This window comes from Streptomyces sp. iso_384, from assembly GCF_056172905.1.
Genome location: NZ_JBWBTT010000001.1, coordinates 6,978,705 through 6,998,049 on the forward strand (window position 1 = coordinate 6,978,705; position 19,345 = coordinate 6,998,049).

General features: G+C 66.2%; 15 protein-coding genes. 12 read left to right on the forward strand and 3 right to left on the reverse strand.

What is annotated here, in order from left to right; genetic code table 11:
* The first annotated feature begins 106 nt into the window (after positions 1 to 106).
* The 7 genes from AC0VY3_RS31275 to AC0VY3_RS31305 all read left to right on the forward strand — a co-directional run bounded on the left by AC0VY3_RS31275 (position 107) and on the right by AC0VY3_RS31305 (position 9,692).
* A complete protein-coding gene (locus tag AC0VY3_RS31275; RefSeq protein ID WP_475551110.1) occupies positions 107 to 1,402 on the forward strand; it encodes an amidohydrolase family protein in 1,296 nt (431 codons plus the stop codon).
* Between the two features lie 34 nt (positions 1,403 to 1,436).
* Positions 1,437 to 2,093, forward strand: a complete 657-nt coding sequence (locus AC0VY3_RS31280) for an SDR family oxidoreductase (protein WP_103511060.1) — start codon at positions 1,437 to 1,439, stop codon at positions 2,091 to 2,093.
* A gap of 475 nt (positions 2,094 to 2,568) precedes the next feature.
* On the forward strand, positions 2,569 to 5,151 hold the full coding sequence (locus tag AC0VY3_RS31285; protein ID WP_475551111.1) for a Z1 domain-containing protein: 2,583 nt from the start codon (positions 2,569 to 2,571) through the stop codon (positions 5,149 to 5,151).
* Entirely contained in the window at positions 5,148 to 6,164 is a 1,017-nt protein-coding gene (locus AC0VY3_RS31290; protein WP_475551112.1) for a PD-(D/E)XK motif protein, read from the forward strand. Before AC0VY3_RS31285 ends, AC0VY3_RS31290 begins: the two co-directional genes overlap by 4 nt.
* Positions 6,161 to 8,005, forward strand: a complete 1,845-nt coding sequence (locus tag AC0VY3_RS31295; RefSeq protein WP_475551113.1) for a hypothetical protein — start codon at positions 6,161 to 6,163, stop codon at positions 8,003 to 8,005. The genes AC0VY3_RS31290 and AC0VY3_RS31295 overlap by 4 nt, the downstream gene beginning before the upstream one ends.
* A complete protein-coding gene (locus tag AC0VY3_RS31300; RefSeq protein WP_453670778.1) occupies positions 8,005 to 8,925 on the forward strand; it encodes a hypothetical protein in 921 nt (306 codons plus the stop codon). The genes AC0VY3_RS31295 and AC0VY3_RS31300 overlap by 1 nt, the downstream gene beginning before the upstream one ends.
* Positions 8,922 to 9,692, forward strand: a complete 771-nt coding sequence (locus AC0VY3_RS31305) for a DUF6339 family protein (protein ID WP_475551114.1) — start codon at positions 8,922 to 8,924, stop codon at positions 9,690 to 9,692. Before AC0VY3_RS31300 ends, AC0VY3_RS31305 begins: the two co-directional genes overlap by 4 nt.
* A gap of 303 nt (positions 9,693 to 9,995) precedes the next feature.
* Here the strand turns inward: AC0VY3_RS31305 and AC0VY3_RS31310 are convergent, their stop codons facing one another.
* Entirely contained in the window at positions 9,996 to 11,873 is a 1,878-nt protein-coding gene (locus tag AC0VY3_RS31310; RefSeq protein WP_475551115.1) for a DNA/RNA helicase domain-containing protein, read from the reverse strand.
* Positions 11,874 to 11,962: 89 nt separating this feature from the next.
* Here AC0VY3_RS31310 and AC0VY3_RS31315 point away from each other — a divergent pair, with 89 nt between their 5' ends.
* Positions 11,963 to 12,319: a nucleotide pyrophosphohydrolase gene (locus AC0VY3_RS31315; RefSeq protein WP_403398350.1), complete on the forward strand. Its 357-nt coding sequence runs from the start codon at positions 11,963 to 11,965 to the stop codon at positions 12,317 to 12,319.
* A gap of 5 nt (positions 12,320 to 12,324) precedes the next feature.
* Entirely contained in the window at positions 12,325 to 13,317 is a 993-nt protein-coding gene (locus tag AC0VY3_RS31320; RefSeq protein ID WP_475551116.1) for a hypothetical protein, read from the forward strand.
* Positions 13,318 to 13,425: 108 nt separating this feature from the next.
* On the opposite strand, the gene AC0VY3_RS31325 is transcribed toward AC0VY3_RS31320, so the two are convergent.
* Positions 13,426 to 14,103, reverse strand: a complete 678-nt coding sequence (locus AC0VY3_RS31325) for a hypothetical protein (RefSeq protein ID WP_475551117.1) — start codon at positions 14,101 to 14,103, stop codon at positions 13,426 to 13,428.
* Between the two features lie 812 nt (positions 14,104 to 14,915).
* Between AC0VY3_RS31325 and AC0VY3_RS31330 the strand changes: the two genes are divergently transcribed.
* The 3 genes from AC0VY3_RS31330 (at position 14,916) to AC0VY3_RS31340 (ending at position 18,882) form a co-directional block, all read left to right on the forward strand.
* A complete protein-coding gene (locus AC0VY3_RS31330) occupies positions 14,916 to 17,756 on the forward strand; it encodes an NACHT domain-containing protein (protein WP_475551118.1) in 2,841 nt (946 codons plus the stop codon).
* Between the two features lie 200 nt (positions 17,757 to 17,956).
* Positions 17,957 to 18,313, forward strand: a complete 357-nt coding sequence (locus AC0VY3_RS31335) for a GntR family transcriptional regulator (protein ID WP_475551763.1) — start codon at positions 17,957 to 17,959, stop codon at positions 18,311 to 18,313.
* Positions 18,310 to 18,882 (forward strand): HD domain-containing protein, encoded by a 573-nt coding sequence (locus AC0VY3_RS31340; protein WP_475551119.1) that lies wholly within the window; start codon positions 18,310 to 18,312, stop codon positions 18,880 to 18,882. Before AC0VY3_RS31335 ends, AC0VY3_RS31340 begins: the two co-directional genes overlap by 4 nt.
* On the opposite strand, the gene AC0VY3_RS31345 is transcribed toward AC0VY3_RS31340, so the two are convergent.
* The gene (locus tag AC0VY3_RS31345; RefSeq protein WP_475551120.1) at positions 18,870 to 19,343 is read right to left on the reverse strand and encodes an NUDIX domain-containing protein; all 474 of its coding nucleotides are present in this window, start codon (positions 19,341 to 19,343) and stop codon (positions 18,870 to 18,872) included. The two genes, AC0VY3_RS31340 and AC0VY3_RS31345, sit on opposite strands and share 13 nt — an antisense overlap.
* Between the last annotated feature and the right edge of the window lie 2 nt (positions 19,344 to 19,345).

The following is a 19,345-nucleotide window of genomic DNA, read 5'->3' on the forward strand; positions in this document are numbered from 1 at the left end:
AGCACAGGCGCACCGGTACGACTATTCCGCTCCTCCCGGAAGCCGCCCCCGCACGCCCCTAGGGTGTGGTCACTCCGTGTGATCTTGCACCCCTCCCAGGAGCGCGATGCCTGACAGCCAGCCACGGCGGCCCGACGACAACGCGCCCGACAGCGCCGACGCAGCCACCACCGCCGACACCCCCGCCCTCGTCCTCAGCGGCGCCCGCCTGGCCGACGGCCGGGCCGTCGACGTACGCCTGAGCGGCGGCCGGATCGAGGCCGTGGGCACCGCGGGCAGCCTCACCGCCCGCGGCCCCCGCATCGACCTCCGCGGCTATCTCCTGCTCCCCGCCCCGGCCGAACCCCACGCCCACAGCGACTCCGCCCTCACGGCGGACAGCGCGGGCCCCGACAGCCCGGGACCGGCCTCCCACCGCGCCGAGGACATCCAGCGCCGCGCCACCGAGGCCGCGCTCCTCCAGCTCGGCCACGGCGCGACCGCCCTGCGCACCCACGTCCGCGTCGGCGACGTCCAGGGCCTCGTCCCGCTCGAAGCCGTCCTGCAGACCCGGCGCGCCCTGCGCGGCCTCGCCGACGTGATGCCCGTCGCGGTCCCCCGGATCCTCACCGGCGTCGCCGGGGCGGACAGCCTCGCGATGCTCAGGGACGCGGTGAAGATGGGCGCGGCCGTCGTCGGCGGCTGCCCCGACCTCGACCCGGACCCCACGGGCTACACCGAGGCCGTCCTGGAGATCGCCGCCGAGCACGGCTGCCCCGTGGACCTGCACACCGACGGCGACGACCCCGTCCGGCTGGCCCGGCTCGCCGCGATGGCCGCAGGTCTGCGCCCCGGTGTCACCCTCGGCCCGTGCGCCGGTCTGGCCCATCTGCCGCTGGACGCCGCGACCCGGGCCGCCGACCGGCTGGCCGCGGCCGGGATCACCGTGGTCTGCCTGCCCCAGGGCGGCTGCGCCGGTGCGGAGCGCCGTACGACCGCCCCCGTACGCTTGCTGCGCTCCGCCGGTGTCCGTGTCGCTGCGGGCAGTGGCGCGTTGCGGGACACGGCCAACCCGGTCGGCCGCGGCGATCCGCTCGAAGCGGCCTACCTCCTCGCCTCGCAGGCCGGACTACGCGCCGAACAGGCGTACGCCCTGGTCTCCACGACCGCGCGCGCGGCCATCGGCCTTCCCGACGTACGCGTCGAGGCGGGCTTTCCCGCCGAACTCCTCGCCGTACGCGGCGAACGGCTCTCCGCGGTGCTCTCCCTCGCCTACAGCCGCATCGTCATCCACCGCGGCCGGATCGTCGCCCGCACCAGCGCCGTACGCGAGTACTGCGACTCCGACGCCGACGCCACCGCGGGCCTCGGCGGCCTTCCGCGTCAGGGACGACCCGACTCCGGTCCCGGGCCCAGGAACTGAGCGGGAGCCCGCCCCCGGGCGTACGGTCGGAGGTATGCGCATTGTCATCGCAGGTGGACACGGACAGATCGCACTGCGGCTGGAGCGGCTGCTCGCCGCACGTGGGGATGAAGCCGTAGGGATCATCCGCAACCCCCAACAGAGTCAGGACCTGACCGACGCCGGCGCCCAACCCGCCGTGCTGGACCTCGAGTCGGCCACCGTGGAGCAGACCGCGGAGGTGCTGCGCGGCGCGGACGCGGCCGTCTTCGCGGCGGGCGCGGGGCCGAACAGCGGTACCGCCCGCAAGGACACCGTCGACCGCGGCGCGGCCGTGCTGTTCGCCGACGCGGCCGAGGCGGCGGGCGTCCGCCGCTATCTCGTCGTCTCCTCGATGGGCGCCGACCCCGACCACCCCGGCGACGAGGTCTTCGACGTGTACCTCCGGGCCAAGGGCGCCGCCGACGCCGACGTACGCGCCCGTACCGCGCTGGACTGGACGATCCTGCGCCCCGGCATGCTGACCGACGACGCGGGCACCGGGCAGGTCCTGCTGGCCGCCTCGACCGGCCGCGGCCCGATCCCCCGCGACGATGTGGCGGCCACGCTGCTGGAGCTGCTGGACACCCCGGCGACGGCGGGCCTCACCCTGGAGGCGATCTCCGGGAACGTGCCGGTGACGGTGGCCGTGAAGGACGTCGCGGGCAACTGATCCGCACCGGGACTCCGTGCCGAGAACGGCCGCCCGGACAACGAGGAAGCCCCCGGCCAGAAGACTGGTCGGGGGCTTCGTTCGCGTGGCGGCGCCAGGGTTCGAACCTGGGTAGGCTGAGCCGGCAGATTTACAGCGGGCTCCACCCACCACTTGTGGCCTGCAGTTGTGCGTGCACTTGAGGTTGCCGGGGGACGCCTGGGGGGACGTCCACTCGTCGAGCGAGCGCAGCAGGCCGTCTGCGGACTTTCTGCAGTGCAGGAGGTGGGTTCTCGACCTTCCGCTCCGGCTCAGCCAGCTCTGTCGCCCTGACAGTCGTGTGGCAGTCACAAGTCCTTGCGTCCACGGCCAAGACGGATGCCACGGCGCATGGAACGCATCCGCCCCGGGCGTCGCCCTGTTCGGGAAACGCCCCGAGTGCGTGGAGTGCCCCAAGTGCGCCTGCGTGTCGGTAGGTTGCCCTAAAGTCGGGTCCGTGGATGACTTCTTCGATGTCTTTGCAGCTCAGGCTCAGCGCAATGGTCTGCAGCAGACGGTGCTCAAGTTCCAGAAGCGGTTCGACCCGGACGAGATCGAGGGCTACGTCCAGGAGTTCCAAAGGCGTGCGGAATCGGTCCGGGTGGGTTACCCGCCGAAGATCCTTGCCGCGCCAGGGATGGAGCCTTGGTATCCGGGGCCGCTGGCGGACGATCCCTATTGGATGCCGTACGCCGAGTTCCTGCGACAGGACGGCTGGCCCACGGATCGCCTAGAGGTGCTGGACCAGGCCTCCTCGAAGATCATCGCTTACACCAACGACCCTTCCCACGCGACGTTCTTGACGAAGGGCCTGGTCGTCGGTCACGTGCAGTCGGGCAAGACGACGAACTACACGGCGGTGATCGCGAAGGCAGCCGACGTGGGGTACCGGTTGATCATCGTGCTGTCCGGCATCCACAACGGGTTGCGCCGGCAGACCCAAGAACGGTTGTCCGAGCAACTGTTGGCCCGCAAGGACGACGGGTGGTTCACCCTGACGTCCGCGGAGGCGGACTTCGAGGAGCAGAACTCCAAGGCGGCCGCGTATCTGCATCAAAGCGGCACCGGGGTGACCCTGTGCGTGGTGAAGAAGAACCACAAACGGCTGCAGCGGTTGATCGAGTGGCTGAGGCCTGCGGTGAAGGCCGGGGCGTTCGCCGACCTGCCGGTGCTGATCATCGACGACGAGGCCGACCAGGCGAGCGTGGACACCCCCATCATCAATCCGCAGATCCGCCAGTTGCTCGACTTGTTCGACAAGCGGACCTACCTGGGCTATACCGCTACCCCCTTCGCCAACGTACTCATCGATCCCTCGGCCGGTGATCTGTACCCGGAGACGTTCATCCTCAGCCTGCCCCAGCCGGACGGGTACTTCGGCGCCGAGAAGATCTTCGGCCGGGAGGCGGTGGAGGGAGAGGCGACGGGCAGTGATCTCGACGGCCACGACATGATCCGCATCGTTCCCGCCGCCACGGTCGACCGGCTGCGGCCGCGCCGCCGGGCAGACACCGCTGGCTTCGCCCCGACCATGACCGACGAACTGACTGCTGCGGTGCACTACTTCTGGCTGGCGACCGCGGCCCGCCGCTGCCGCGGGGACCACGAGCACTCCACCATGCTCGTGCATCCCAGCATGCAGACGGTGGTGCACGAGGCCTACCGGGAGCCGCTGGAGCGGATGCGCCAGGCCATGGTCGATGCCTTGGAGCAGGACGACGAGGGTGTGGTGGGAGGGTTGCGCCAGCAGTGGGAGGAGGAGAGCCGTAAGGTTCCCGCCGCTCAGTTCGGCAATCGTTTCGTCCCCTTCGACGAACTGCGCGAGCACCTGCCCGGCATCGTGGCGCAGACCGATGTGGTCCTCGACAACCACCGCAGCCGCGACCGGTTGGACTACTCCGGACCCGAGCCGGTGGTGGCGATTGCGGTGGGTGGCAACACCCTCTCGCGGGGCTTGACGCTCGAGGGGCTGGTGGTGAGCTTCTTCGTCCGTTCGGCCCGCACCTACGACACGCTGCTGCAGATGGGCCGCTGGTTCGGGTTTCGTCCCGGCTACGAGGACCTGCCCCGGATCTGGATGACGCAGCAGCTCAAGGAGTACTTCCGGCATCTGGCGACGGTCGAGCACGAGATCCGCCTGGACATCAGGCGCTATGAGGAGGACGACATCCCGCCCGGCGAGGTGGGGGTGCGCATCCGCACGCACCCGGTGTTGAACGTGACGGCGAAGATGGGGCGGGCTCGGACGGCATACGCCTCCTACGGCGGTCGCCGGGTGCAGACCCGCTACTTCCCCGAGGACGAGCGGGAGTGGCTGGCCGACAACTTGCGCGCGGCTCGCACTCTGGTCGGCGACGCGCTCCGCGACGGCGCGGCACTGGACGACCGCGGCTCCGGAGAGGTGCTTTTGCGTGACGTGGACGTGCGTCACGTCCTGCACTTCCTGGAGAGCTATCGGGTGCACGAGGACTCGCCGGACCTCGAACCGCGTCTGATCCGCGCCTACATTGAGACCGAGAACCGGCGTTCGCCGCAGAGCCTGCTCAGTTGGACCGTCGCCGTCATGGGAGGCCCCGCCGCGGACGCCCGGCACGTGGTGGAGTTCGACGAGCGAGTGCGGGTCGGCACCATCAACCGGTCCAAGTTGAAGGACAGCGGCGGCGCGAAGGCCGACATCAAGACGCTGATGACGAAGGAGCACCGGGTCGTCGACATGGACGTGCCCGCGGCCGAGGCACGGCGCCGGTCCGAGGCGGGCCTCGTGGCGCTGCGCAACGACCACCCCGACTTCCAGGATCGGGGCCTGCTCCTGCTGTATCCGATCGCCAAGGACTCCCCGCCCGACGAGGCCAACCGGGACACCCGTCGGCCGCTTCAGGCCGTCGAGCACGTCGTGGGCGCCGCCTTCGTCTTCCCGGGCAACTCCAAGGACACGGTCGCCAATCGGTACGTGCAGGTGGGCGTCGACCACCAGGCGGTCGATGACGCGGAGTACGACGACCAGGCCAACGCCCTAGACGACGAGGCGGACGACGCATGAGCGGCGCGGACACCGACTGGCGGCGCGAGCTGCGGTTCACCTGGCCGGTGGTGGGGGCGAGGCGGATAGCCGGCGAGCACATGACGATGGCGCCGATCGGCCTGGCCGTGACGGCGGGCGAGGTGCAGGTGGGGCTGGACGCCCGGGGGGATCGCCATCTGCTGCTGCCCGTCGCCCGCCCGGAGGAGGTGCACGAGGACCTGCGCTCGGCGCACGTGCGGCTCAAGCGGGGCAGTCTGCGAGTCGAGGGCCGGGTGCAGCACTACGCGGACCTGGTGTGCCACCGCACGGACCTGGGCGACCTCTTCGACGACGTGGTCAGCGAGGTCCTGCAGCGCTTGGCCGAGGACGGCGGCGCTCCCGCGCAGACCTGCCGGCAGACCCTGGACGCCTGGCGGGAGATGTTCCAGGGCCGCGGAGGGCGGCTGGCGACCTCCGAACAGCGCGGCTTGTTCGGTGAGTTGACCGTGCTCGAGCATGTCCTGCACGGCGATGCGTTCCTGCGGCCCACCCAGATCTGGACCGGACCCGACCGGCTGCCCCACGACTTCCGCCTGCCCGGCACCTGGGATGTGGAGGTCAAGACGCTGGGTCGGGGCGGCTCCACCGTGGAAATCCACGGTCTGGACCAGCTGGCCCCTCCGCCCGGCGGCCGATTGACGCTGGTCTTGGTCCGCTTGGTCGAGGACGCGTCCGGCACGTCGCTGCCCGAGCTCGCCGAGCGTGTAGTGGCCGCGGCCGCCGACTCCCGCGGCCTGATCGAGCAGTTGGCCAAGGCTGGCTACAGCACGGCGGACGCGGATCTGTACGCCGGCGCGCGCTACGGCAGGCCTCGGCTGCTCGGGCTCGCCGTCGACGCTGGCTTCCCCGCCCTGACACCGGCCGACCTGCGCGGTCCCCTGCCGCCCGGCATCGACGCCGTTCGCTACACCCTGGACGTGTCCGACCGACTGCCCGACGCCCTCGACCACGAACAGGTCGTGGCCCAGCTCGAGGGACGGTCGACGCCATGAGTGCTCCCGTGTGGTGGGCCCAACCCTCCGCCCCTGAGGGTGCCTCCGACGCGGAGGGCATCCGCAAACAGCTCGGCCGCCCCGACCTAGACCCCCTGCAAGTCCTGGTGCGGGAGGCCGCGCAAAACACCTGGGACGCCCGCCTGGGCACCGGGGAGGTCGGTTTCGATCTCGCACTCGCCCGACCGGGCGAGACCGGGCTGGCGCCCTGGATCAATGCCCTGTTGCCGGTGTTCGGCGACGACACGTCGCTGGGCCTGGCTGCAGTGCTGCACGACCCCGACACCGTGCTGCTGACCGTCAGCGACCGCGGCACCGGCGGTCTGGGCGGACCGCTGCGCGGCGACCGCGTCCACCACGGCAGCACGGACTTCGTGGGACTGGTCCGCGACATCGGCCGCACCAACCGCCGCGCACACAGCGGAGGGACGTACGGATTCGGCAAGGGCGTGCTGTTCACCACCAGCGCGGCCGGCACTGTCCTGGTGCGCACCCGATGCCGGTGGCAGGACCGCGTGCAAACCCGCCTGATCGCCGCCGCGCTGGGAACCGGCTTCGATCAAGCCGAGCGCCGTTACACCGGCCGCCACTGGTGGGGACGCATCGCCGCGGACAACATCCCCGACCCGCTGCTGGACGAGGACGCCGACGCCGTAGCCGACGCCCTGGGCCTGCCGGCGCGCGCTGGCGACGAACTGGGAACCGACATCGTAATCGTGGGTGCCCGGCTCGGCTCGAGCGCCCCCGTGGAGGCTGACGAACCCGAGCGCCCCCGCACGATTGAGGAAGCCGCCCAATTCCTCGGCTCCGCCATGCTCTGGGAACTGTGGCCCGTAATGATCGACAACGCTCCGGGCGCCGCGCGCATGCGCTGCCGCGTCAGCGTCGATGGCCGGCCGCTGGACCTGCCCGACCCAGACCGGGTCCCCCGATTGCAGCCGTTCATCCGTGCCTATCGCAGCGCCCACACCGACGGGCGTCACGTGCGCAGCAGGAATCCCGCCATCGACCTCGGCCGCTTCGCCCTCGAGGCGTTCATGACACCGGTGCGCCCGCACTGGACGGACGTAGCCGCCCCATCCGAGGGGCCCATGCACCATTGCGCTCTAATGCGGCAGGCGGGCCTCGTGGTGCACTACCGACCGGGCCCCCAACTCCCCGACAGCGACGTCTCCTACGGCGCGGTCTTCCGCACCGCGGTGGGGGTGGACGACGCCTTCGCTGCCGCCGAACCGCCCACCCACGACGCCTGGGTGGCCAAGAACATGCCCGACCCCGACGCCAGGAAGTTGGTGCGCTCGGCGCTGCGCACGATCGACAACCGCATGCGCGAGTACGCCCTCGCCGAACCCGAACGGGTGTCGGCCGCTGGCCCCCAACCGCCGTTGGGCGCCCTGTCCCACCGCTTCGCTTCCCTGGTGCCCACCAGCAGCGGCCAGGGCGCCGACCATCCGTCGCCCGCCCCCGGGCCGCCCGGGGGCGGGGGAACGGGCAGCCTACTGCGTACCCTCGCCCCGCCCCGACTCGTCGAGATCGACGGCGCCTTCTACGTCATCACCGATATCACCGTCTCCTCGGCCGCCGCCCCCATCCGCGTCCTGGCGATGGCTTCAGTCGCCCTGGACCACGGCAGGGAGAAAGATCCTCCGGTCGGCGCGATCGGCCCGGAGGTGGTGGGCTTCCGCAGCCCCGACGCGGCGGAGATGCGCGAGGGCGACGTTCTGACCCTCACCGTTGCCGACCGACGCGACTGGGTGGTGGTGGTGCGCCCCGTCGCGGGCGCCGCCACGCGAGTCCGCGTCAGCGCCCACCTCGTGCAGGAACAGGAAGGAGCCCGCTGATGGCACACGACGTCATGCCGTTCCTGCAGCCCGCCCCCCAGGTCCTGACGTGCGGCCCCTGGCAGATCGACGACGCCGAAGGCGCCCGAGAGCTGCCTGCGCTGCTGCCGGACTGGGACCCCCAGGCCGACCTTGCCCTTTCCCGCTATGTCACCGTCGACCACCCTCGGGCGCTGGCCGACTGCAGGTTGCCCGCCGACACCCCGCTTGCCCTGGTCGTCGACTGGCACTCCTCAGCTGCGCACTACACAGGATCAGCGTTCCGCCGCCTTGTGGTCGACGCGACAAATCTGACCGTGAAGATCAAACTGTCGGGCACCGACCTCGGCGGCACCCTCGTGATCCACACACGCCTGGTGCTCGCCGACGACGTCCCCCGCCCCGAGGCGGCGCCCCCCTTCACCCCCCGCCACGCCGGGGAGATCCTGTGCGAGCAGAGCGCAGAAGTCCGCCTGGAGGGCGGCGCCTCCCGCTTCCCGATCTCTGTGATCGACTTCCCGCTGCACGGCTTCGACGAGGACGCCCGATGGGCGCTGGGCCTGCCCGACGACCCCGCCGTCCCCGTCACCGGCGGCATCCGCCTCTACCTCAACCGGACCGACAGCGAACTGGTCACCGCCGCCACTCGGGCAGCGGCCCCCACTTCGATGCAGCGCCGTCTGCTCGAGACGATGTACGACGACCTCGCCCGCCAACTGGTGGAAGCCTGCCTGCGCCCCGCCTGGCGGGACGCCGTCACTGACGCGGCTGACGAACCTGGCAGCCTGGCCGAAAGCCTGACGGTACTGGTCTCCAATCTGTTCCATGGCGCCTCACTGCAAACCGTGGCTACCTGGCGCGAGGCCGAACCCTCCGTTTTCGCCGCTGCCCTGCAGGGCGCTCTGCGCCGCCAGCATCAAATGCGCCGGGAGACGCGATGAGCCTGCTGTACCCACGGATCACCCCCGCCGAGGCCACGACGCTCCTGGCCCACTTCACAACTCTGACCCCACAGGACATCAGGAACCACGCTGGCCACTCCCCCACTGCCTTCTACGGCACCACCGGCGGCACCCCCGTTCCCCCAGCCCACCTTGACCATCTCGCCGACACCCTGCGCGACTGTGCACGGCGCGCCGGTCAGCCGGCTCCGCCCGCCGACCACAACAAGATCCTCTTCGACCGAGCCGCGGCTAAAGCCCTGCACACCACGATGGACATCACCCCCGCCGAGGCCAGCCAAGGCGACATGTGGAGCTACCTCGCCACCTGCCTCGTCCCCGACGTCACCGCCTGGCGCTTCGGTACCCGCACCCCCAAACGCTGGATCGGCACCGGCCTGGTCCGTCACACGCTCGCCCGCCTGTGGTGGCAGGCCCATGCCCTCGCCGAGACCCGCGACGGCACCACCCACTACGACCTGCTCGACCGACTCACGGAGTCTGATCTCAACCAAATCTTCGAACGCCGCACCATCGGCGGCACACCGACCCTCGCCCGCGCACTCGCCCGCGAATTGACTGCCCCCCGCCTTTCCTCCCTGCCCGTCCCCCGGCGCGCCATCGTCCGCGACACCACGAAACGCCTACGCCGCCTCTTGCCTTACACCTCCTTCACTTCCCTCGAGGAAACTGCCATTCAGAGCAGAATCCACACCCTCATCGCCCAATCCATCCAAGCGCTCCAAAGCCCCGCCACTGACCCCTGACTTCACCCGCCTACAGTCACTGCAGCATCGGCTGGCCAATCCCCTGAGCACGAGTGGGAGCTTCTTCCAGTTCCAGTGCTTCGGGGGGACCGTCTCCTGCCCTCCCTTCCCTCCAGCTTGGTGCTACCGCGACCCGCTGCCACGGGAGAGCTTCACCCACGCAGGCTTGGTACGCCAAGGTTGGCGAAGAACTGTCGCATTGCCAGGTCCACCGTGCGCGGCGCGATACCTCAAATCGACCATCCTCCTATGCACTTCTGGCAATCGCGACGTTCCACCGAGCTGCCATAGCGTGACTTGACTTCAGGCGAGATGCCCGGTGGTCAACGCGCGGAGGTGGTTTTGCGTGTCCTTGTCAGTTGAATAGAGGCGCGTCCCTCGAGTTCCGCGGGTGGCGAGGACGCGGTACGTGTTCAGCGCGTAACGCAGGTACTGCGCTGGCGACAGCCCTTGAAGGGCGAGGTCACGGCTCTTCTCGGGTCTGGCTTGCCAGCCGGTGGGGGTCCAGGTGAGGTCGTCACCGAGGATGACGGCGCTGTAGTCGTACTCCATGCCTTGGGCGGTGTAGACGCAGCCGATCTGTTGGTGGCCGCCTTGGCCGGTGGCCCAGAAGGCCCGCCCCGGGGTGTCGGTGCCCGCGAGGACGCCGCTCGCGCGGGAATTCCATGGCCGTTGCCACAGGTGGTCCCCGGTCTCGTCGGTCCAGGGGATCGAGACTTCTGGCGTGAGGGGCGGGGTGGGGGGTGAGTCCCAAGGCCAGCAGAAACCGGCGGTGATGCGAGCACTGTGGCCCGCATGTTGGTGCGTGGCGACCCAGTCTTCGAGTTCGGCAGGGCTGGTGGCGACGGCGAGATCGTAGTCGGTGCCCTGCCATTCGGGTGCCTGCCCGTCTTCAGCGAGGAGGGTGTCGATCCAGTCGAGATAGGTTCGCGAGCCACCGCACCGGAACTGGGTGGTCAGGTCGATGTGGGCGAAGGTGTAACCGCGAGCGCGGGCCAGGCGGCGGAGTTCGTCGAGGGTGGTCCCCTCGCTGGGGCGAACGATCTGTCGTTCGTCCAGGAAGAGGACGAGTGCCGCGCAGTCGCGGACAAGTCGGGTGAAGAGGTCGGGGAACTCGCTGTTACGCCGTAGCGGGTCGGTGCGTGCCCGGTGGGCCTCGTCCAGCAGGACGACACTGCTGTCCTTGCTCAATCCGCGGGGCAGCGTGGTGGTCAGGGTGGCGATAAGGCCCTTGGCTGCGTCACCGACGGCGCGGGTGAGCTGCTGGGTGAGCGTTCCGGACGGAGACAGGAGCCTGGGGTTGGCGTCCTGTCTGAGGCAGAGGTCGCCCAGGACCCGGGCAGCAATCGCCGTCTTTCCGGTACCCGGTCCACCTGTTACGACCACGAGGTGGCCCGGTCTGCCCTGCTCGATAGCCTTGATCGCACGGTGGATGGTCTGGCGGGCTTTGTCCTGGTCGCCGATGAGCCGGAAGCCGTCGTGGCCTTCGATGGTGCTGGCAACCCTGGAAAGCAGGGATGGGGACGGACGGTGCTGAGCCAGGAGGAAGTCGCTGACCGCTTGGCGGTCGGCGGGTTGAACGTCTGCGCACTGCAGTCGTGCTGCCAGCACTGAGGCTTCGGCGCTCTGGGGAAGGTCATCGGCTCCCAGCAGTGGGAAGACAGCGCTGGGGCCGTTGGCGGCGAGCGCACGCAGGCGCTCGGTCAGTTCTGCCGATGCGTTGTGCAGGAAAGCCAGGCCACGCACGTCAAGGTTCAGTTCGGCAGGAACCCAATCGTTGAGGTAGGCAACGTATCCGCCGACCTGACGCCCAGGGTGCAGAACCTCCCGCTCTCCCGCCATGAGCATCCCCGCTCCAACTGGATGCGAACTGGCAGACGTCCACTGCTTCAGTTCGACAACGACAGCCGCGAGACGCCCCGCCCGCCGGCCGAGAAGGAGAGCATCGACCCGCTGGCTGGAGCCGGGCAGCTCGTACTCCAGGAACAGGTGCAGCTCGTGCAGCCCGGCAGATACCAGCACGCTCACCAGCGTTGGCCAGCTCCCCGACCAGCTCCTCAGCTCCCCCTCCCCCGGCGGCCGGCCGTGCACGGCGGTAAACCGCTCGGCGCACTGCGCGACGAATCCGGGATCGGCGAGCCGGGCCGAGGCTTCCTCAACGGTTCCCTCAAAGACATGCATGCGTGATCTATAGCAGCCGCAACTGACAGCTCAGCCAGATTCGTTGCCAGTAGGCACGACTGTCAGAGGCACCTGGTAGGGATAGACGCATGACGATCCGAGAACTGCAGGAAGAACTAGCCCGGTTCGCCCGCGAACGCGACTGGGAGCAGTTCCACACACCGAAGAACCTCGTCATGGCGCTCTCCGGCGAGGCAGGGGAGCTGGCCGAACTCTTCCAGTGGCTCACCCCGGAGCAGTCGCAAGCCATCATGGACATGCCCGACCAAGCCCAAGCGGTGCGCCAAGAGATGGCCGACGTCTTGGCATACCTGCTGCGGTTGGCGGACGTCACAGGCGTGGACCTGGAAGAGGCCTTGGCCGAGAAGATCGAGCTGAACGGGCAGCGTTATCCGGTCGACCTCGCTTACGGCCGCGCCGACAAGTACACGAACCTAGGGGCCTAGTAACCATGCGAGTCCTTGCACAGCCGGCGAGACGCTCGGACAAGATCGTCGAAGAGCACTACCAGGACACCATCGCCAGCCCAGTCGTCTTCGACCAACATGCCGACCTGCTGGATACAGCCACCCTGGACGCGCTCAAGCAGCTCTTCCCGGAGGGCGTCGCCCCAATGTGGGGCGTCATGCCCGGCAAGAACGGGGCCAACCTCCCCGAGATCCGCAAAATGGAGCCCGGCTCCTGGGTCTTCTTCAGCGGCGACAAGCGCCTCTACCTCGGCGGAACGGTCGCCCTGACCTGGCGCAACCCACAACTTGCAGCACGTCTGTGGGACACCAACGACGCCGGCGACACCTGGGAGTACATGTACGCCCTCTCCGGTACCCGAGGCTTCGACATCCCGATCGAGGAAGTCCGCGACCTCCTCGCCTGGAAGCCCACCCGCAACATCATGCGCTTCCAGGCCTTCAACGACACCGAGGCCGACCTCCTCCAAAGCCTCCTGACACTGGAACCCGCCCAGGCCGTCCAGCCCGAGGACGAGGAATCCGAAACTCAACAGGCCATCACCAACTACACCGGCCCCCTGGAGCGCAGCGCCGAGCGCGCCCAACGAGGAGAACAAGCACACCTCAAGCGCGCGCTGCTCCCCGGCCCCACAGGCGAATGTGCCCTGTGCGGGCGCTCGCTGCCAGCCGCCTTCCTCATCGCCGCCCACATCAAAAAGCGAGCCGCCTGCACCGACACCGAGAAACGCGATCTCCAGAACGTCGCAATGCTCGCCTGCCTGCTGGGCTGCGACGGCCTCTACGAACGCGGCTTCATCACCATCGCGGAAGGCGGACAGATCCAGGTCAGCCCACTCGCTGCCTCAGCACCAGCGGTCGCCCAACACATCGAGGACCACCTGGTCGACCGCACGACCCCATGGTGGACGCCAGCACGTGAACAGTACTTCGCCTGGCACCGCGTACACACTTTCCGTAGCGCCCCGGCGCCTTGAGCCCGCAGACCTCCAGCGGCTCCACCAACGGCGTGCGCTGCGCTCTGTCCGACTGTTGATTCCCCCGGAGGCACCCGCGAGAATCCGCTCGAACCAGTGCCCCGCCCCTCAACCTTCCAGCGGCTGATGCAGCGCTGTCGGCGACACCGCCCGGCCGATCCCGGTGTCGACAACCGCAGAGTACTCGGGTATCTCCAACTTAGAGAGGGAAACCCAAGCAGCAAGAGCCAGCTGGGTCAGACCAGGTACGGATTGCGCGTGGATTGCACCACGAGAGCGGCTCTGTGCGAGGTTCCGCGGTTGCCAGTCGCCGGACGTACGTCGTCGGCGGCTATTCAACGGCGGGGCAGTTGCGACCTGTAGGGCGTGCTCCAGTGCGAGGCCGCAGATCGTTGGGCCCATCTCGTCGACCAGCGAACGTTCGTTCACGGGCGCCTCGGGAAGCAGCAGCGGCCAGCGGATCACCACCACCCTTTCCCAAAGTTCGGGAGGCACCGTGTTGGCCAGGTGATGGCTCTCACCCACCGGAAGATCCCGCAGCCGGCGCTCGGCTTCCTGTGTCTGCCCTACGTAGCAAAGGCCCGCGCCAGCGGCGAACACCCCGTAGAGAGCTGGCCCTGTGGTGGCAGGGCCAGCTCCATGCCCATCGGTCAGGAGGGCTCCGACGCGATGAGCGAACTGAAAGCGCCGCTCCTGCCACCGCGCAAGCCGCGCGGGATCGGCCAACAGGGTCGTCAGCGACGTTCGCCAACCGCGGTAGGCATCGTCGTACGTCTGATCATCCACGCACCGCAGCGTAGCCCTTGACTCGGACAGTGATCAGGGACGGTTTTCGAGACCGGGCAGCCCAGCCAACTGCCACCGCGCCGACCTGCACTTATCCCCCTTGCGGCTCTCCAGGCTTGTGTCCTGGCCCACACATGGCCCATGCCAGGGCACTACATCACCAACACGCTCTCCAACTCTGCATGGCCGCGTTCGCCCTGGTTCGCGCCTGTCCACTCACCAGGTCTCCGGCAAGATCGTCGGGAGGGTGGTCGTCCGCTTACAGCTGCAAACGAGACTGCGCCGACGGCCCGCCGGTAGGTCTTCTTGCGCACCTATCGCTTCTTTCGGATCTTGCGCTTCTTCGCCTTGGCTTCCTTCTCCTTGCGCTGCGCGGCACCGTATGCAGACCAGGTGCCTTGATGCTTCGCGCATCGAGAGGTGCCGATCACTGCGAGGCTCCTGCACGCTGTGCCAGCTTTGGTGCGTGCACCGCACCTGGACTGAGACGCCACCCATACTCCTCACGACAGGCCAAGCAACTTCAGACCTCATGCAGTCTCCTGTGTGGCGCTTGCCATAGGCAGGCGCATAAGCGCCGCACGGGAGCACGCTTGAGGCGTTCACCCCAGAGGCGCATGACAAGTACTTCGGTAGTCGTGCTCGGCCGAGGTACCGGTGAGTCGGGAACATGACAGCCTCAGCCCTAACTGTCACTGGCGTCGGTACCGAGCCAACCGTTGCAACTTGAGGATCAGAGTTGCCGGTTCATGAGGCTAGGCAGCGCGCCGCTGGCATGATGGACCCTCTTGGCAACGTCCGATTGGAGTCGCATGGAACCCGTGGTCATTGGTGCAATGGGACGAATCGCAGCCGCCGTAGTGCAGCGATCTTCGGCACCTGTCAAGAGCGAGGTTCCATCGCCAGCGGAGTGGTCAGAGGAAGCAGATGAGCGTGGTGGGCTGATTCTCCGTGATGGTTCCGGAGAAGCCTTCGCCATGCTCACGCAAGACCAAGTATCTCAGATCTCCGATTTTTTGGAGCAACCCGAAGTCGTGGCACTGAGTCAGTTCATGTTCATTGCTCGCCTGGGCATGAGAGATACCGACTCATTTGCGTTTTTGGCTGAGGAGTACAAAGATACTTTTTCTATCGTCACTGAGGAGCACTGTGACGAGAATGGGTACAACTGGTCAAGCTTGGCTGGAGAGATTTGGCAACTGGTAGTTGCTTACATGGAGAGCATGTTCCCCGACACGCTCTCGACGACAGCCATTAGCGCCGTCGAAGTAGCCAGGATCACGTCATATGTAGGCGCTACGCCGAAGCTGGGAGGCTCATCACGGCCAGCCAACGTAGCGTTTCGAGACGTAGTGGATATTTTGGGCTCACCCGAAAGGTTCAAGGACGCTCGTAACAGCCTTTCTGACATCAGGGCCGCATCGGAGCGCAGGTACGCGGAACTGAATTTGGCACACACCTTTAGCCACGCAGCTGAGAACTTCCGGTTCGACCATGAAGTTCTTTACGTACCACGAAACCTGCGGGTGCAGAACTCTGACAGAATCAGAAACGACACGTTCCTCACTTCTCCCACCAGCCGGCCGCGTTGCGTTGTGATCGGAAATCCTGGCGTCGGAAAAAGCACAATGACGCAGAACCTTGTTCATCAATTGTCCACTGGGAGCGAGGTCGCGTCAACCTATGCACCCTTCGTAATCTCCTGCAAGGATATTCCCAATGCCGAAGGGAACTCTTATGTCGTAAGTGCCATCGTTCGGTCCTTGCGTGAAAATCTGCAACTTGACGTCTCAGACGAAGTCGTAAATGACTTGGCTACTTTGGGGCGGGCGTTCATAATCTTTGATGGCATTGATGAAATTATTGATCTTGGGCGTAGACAGAACTTCGTCAAAACAATTGAAGCCTTTGCAGTCCGTTATCCGCTGACTCCTATCCTGGTAACTGCTCGTCGCGTCGGCTACAGCAAGGCGAGGTTCAATTCAGGTGAGTTTGATACGTATGAGCTTGATGATTTTTCGGAAGAGCAAGTCTATGAATACACTCAAAGATGGTTTTCTGTAACCGGAAGAACCGACCGCGAGAGGGAAGCATTTCTACGGGAGACGGAAAACGTTCCTGATCTATGCACAAATCCGTTGATGCTGTCCCTACTGTGTGCTCTTTATCGAGCCCGAGGATACATTCCGCGGAACCGCCGAACTGTGTATGAGTCCTGTGCGGATCTATTGTTCCAGCGCTGGGATGCGATGCGGCACATCGAGCAGCCGTTGGACCATCGCCAGTACGGCAATCGGCTCATGCAAGAGCTTGCACTCTTCTTTCACAAGAGCCAGACGGCCCAGGCGGGTGTGCAGGAACGGCAGCTGAAGAAGTTGATTGCCCAATTCTTCACCGACACTGCTTCAGTCGACGAGAATGACGCCCGGGTAAGGGCGCAAGATTTTCTCGATTTCTGTGCTGACAGGGCATGGCTGCTGTCCTACCAAGGAACAGATGACAGAGATCAGAGGATTTTTGGTTTCACTCACCGGACCTTTATGGAGTACTTCGCAGCTGAGGCTGTTGTGAGGAGGTCGCGATCACTTGATGAGATCGTGACTGAGGTGGCTAAGGCTTACGAACGCGATGCCAGCTCCGTTCTGGCAGACGTTATCTTCCAGTGTGCGGATGATAAATATGACGGTGGCGCCCGTGAGGTCGTAGCTGGATTGATGGACAAAGCCAAGGGGCTAGGGCGACAGAACGCAGCTAAGTACCTATCGTTGTGCTTGCGCATTATGAACTCCGCTCCACTTCCGCCTCACTCGACAGAATCAATCTTTCATGCACTGCTGGATCATTGGGCAGATACCAACCCAGAGGAAAGCTACACGACAGCCATTTCAGTTTTTGAGCTTTCCAGGGATCCACGTAATCGTTTTATTTCCATCATTCGCTCGAATCAGGCGTGGGCCGAGGTGGCCATGCGAAGGTGGGCGCGCCTTTACTGGTCTGGCGAGGAAGGGCTTTTTGACAGTGCATGGGCAGAAGAAATGTTCGGAGTCGCTAGCGCCATGGGGCCCGTGCAGTCTTTGGATCCTCCACTCATGGGCTATCTCGTACGGAATGGCCTCGTTGATATTAATGCGAGTCAATGGCAGAGGCTGGATTGGCTTCTGGGTTTCTATGCATTCGGTGAGCTAGTATCCGGACCTCTGATTCTGGATTTGACCGAGCGCCTTTGGGGGGGTGCCGATAATTCGGGCCATCTTGTTGGAATCTCCGAGGGTGATGACTATGTGGCTAGGCTGACGATCAACGGACCGTTTGTGGATCACATTTTCAGGAACGTGGCGACGCGTCATCCAGAAATTTCTGGCGAGACGGCCAATGTAGATGTAAATCACTTCCTTATCTGGGCTTGTTGTGTTCTCCATGAAATCTCAACACCCAGTTACCACCCATTTCATGAAGTGATCGGCTGGGTGCGCGGAAAGGATTGGTTTGATCGAATGGTTGCCACGCGCGTCAACGGAGTGGGGCGTAGGAAAATTAGGGGTGCGACTCCCTTCTCTGGGCCGGAATTGCAAGATCAAATTTCCCGAGGTGTTGTACCCTGTTGGTTCCAGGATTGGTGCAGCGGAGAGCTGTCCTTTCTTCCTGATCGCTAAAGGGGGGGGATCCGTTGACACAGCTAAGTGGTCGGTCATCCCCTAACCAGGGGAGATTCGGAGTGTCCAGGCAGACAGAGGAGGAGGCTGTGACACAGCAGGCCAGCCCGCGGGGGACCTTCTTGCTCGTCGCTGACGCAGTCCGAGCACAGGTTGATGCCGACGATGAGATGACCGAACTACCGTCGGCTGCGGATCTGATGCGACGTCACGGTGTGTCTCGCGGTGTTGCTCTGCGGGCCTTCGCAGCCCTCGAGAGGGATGGGGTCGCGGAGCGGGTGCCTGGCGGTCGTTGGCGGGTGGTGCGGCCGGGCGGAGACGTTGACCGCAGACCTCTTGCCGAGCGGTTGGCGGATGTGATCGCAGAGGATGGTCTTTCGGTCGGGGCAGCCTTTCCGAGTACGACGGCGCTCAGCGTCCGCTTCGGGGTCTCGAGGCCCACGGTGAGTAAGGCTCTCGACAGGCTTGAATCGGCCGGCTTGCTGTCCGAAGGTCGGCAGGGAAAGCAGCGCACTGTACGGGCGCTACCGAAGCGAACGGAGTCTCCGGCATCTTGACGACCACGGGATTGATCGAGTGGGCCTACCCCCTTGCGGAGAAGCTGCTTGCCGAGCCGTTGCCGCGTAGGTGGGCACATTGCCAGGGTGTGGCTGATAGGGCCCGCACCCTCGCCCCCATCCTCGGTGACGATGCCGAGCTGCTCGAGGCCGCGGCCGTCTTGCATGACATCGGGTACGCACCGGACCTGGCCAAGACCGGGTTTCACCCGCTCGACGGCGCTCGGTACCTCCGGCACGTCGCGCATGCGGACGAGCGCATCGTGCGCCTTGTCGCGCACCACTCCTGTGCGTGGATGGAAGCCGAAGCACGTGGGATGCGCGACGAGCTGGAAGCCGAGTTCCCGCGTGAGCACCCTGACCTTGCGGACGCGCTCTGTTACTGCGATATGAACACGACGCCAGACGGCACGTCGACCAACCCGGTGGACCGGGTGGACGAGATCGCCAGCCGGTACGGCTCCGACAGCCTCATCGGTACTTTTATCCGGCGTGCGGAACCGGAAATTCTCGCCTGCACTGCACGGGTCGTGCTGCGGCTGGCAGAGGTTAAGCGTCAGCCGATGTAGGGAGTCGGCCGCGCCTCGTCCATAGCGTGCTCGATTCGGAGCCGCATGGTCGAGTGGATGTCGTACGTGGACAGGTCCGCTGGGGTGACCCAGCGGACCTGAGTTGTTTCGTCGCTCGTTCGGATATCACCACCGACGGGGCGAGCGCGGAAGCAGATGCTGAACTGCTGCCGTGCCTCTCCGTCGTCGTAGAGCATCACGTGCCCGGGGTCGGTGTAGATGCCAGAGATGTCTATGACTTCGGCCTTGATGCCGGTCTCTTCCCATACCTCGCGCACAACGGTGTTACTGATGGACTCGCCGACGTCATGGCCGCCACCGGGCAGAGCCCAACGGCCGTTATCCGAACGTTGAATGAGCAGGACGGCACCTTCGTCATTCCGCACGAACGCCACGACGGACGGCACCACCGAGTTGGCCGGCGGGGCGTCCGGGTCGTGAAGGTAGTCGATGCGTCCCATGT

Coding starts and splice junctions, on each gene's coding strand:
- AC0VY3_RS31300 (WP_453670778.1), top strand. CDS start 8,005: ATGGCACACGACGTCATGCCGTTCCTGCAGCCCGCCCCCCAGGTCCTG.
- AC0VY3_RS31345 (WP_475551120.1), bottom strand. CDS start 19,343: ATGGGACGCATCGACTACCTTCACGACCCGGACGCCCCGCCGGCCAAC.
- AC0VY3_RS31335 (WP_475551763.1), top strand. CDS start 17,957: ATGCGACGTCACGGTGTGTCTCGCGGTGTTGCTCTGCGGGCCTTCGCA.
- AC0VY3_RS31315 (WP_403398350.1), top strand. CDS start 11,963: ATGACGATCCGAGAACTGCAGGAAGAACTAGCCCGGTTCGCCCGCGAA.
- AC0VY3_RS31330 (WP_475551118.1), top strand. CDS start 14,916: ATGGAACCCGTGGTCATTGGTGCAATGGGACGAATCGCAGCCGCCGTA.
- AC0VY3_RS31280 (WP_103511060.1), top strand. CDS start 1,437: ATGCGCATTGTCATCGCAGGTGGACACGGACAGATCGCACTGCGGCTG.
- AC0VY3_RS31310 (WP_475551115.1), bottom strand. CDS start 11,873: ATGCATGTCTTTGAGGGAACCGTTGAGGAAGCCTCGGCCCGGCTCGCC.
- AC0VY3_RS31275 (WP_475551110.1), top strand. CDS start 107: ATGCCTGACAGCCAGCCACGGCGGCCCGACGACAACGCGCCCGACAGC.
- AC0VY3_RS31290 (WP_475551112.1), top strand. CDS start 5,148: ATGAGCGGCGCGGACACCGACTGGCGGCGCGAGCTGCGGTTCACCTGG.
- AC0VY3_RS31320 (WP_475551116.1), top strand. CDS start 12,325: ATGCGAGTCCTTGCACAGCCGGCGAGACGCTCGGACAAGATCGTCGAA.
- AC0VY3_RS31295 (WP_475551113.1), top strand. CDS start 6,161: ATGAGTGCTCCCGTGTGGTGGGCCCAACCCTCCGCCCCTGAGGGTGCC.
- AC0VY3_RS31305 (WP_475551114.1), top strand. CDS start 8,922: ATGAGCCTGCTGTACCCACGGATCACCCCCGCCGAGGCCACGACGCTC.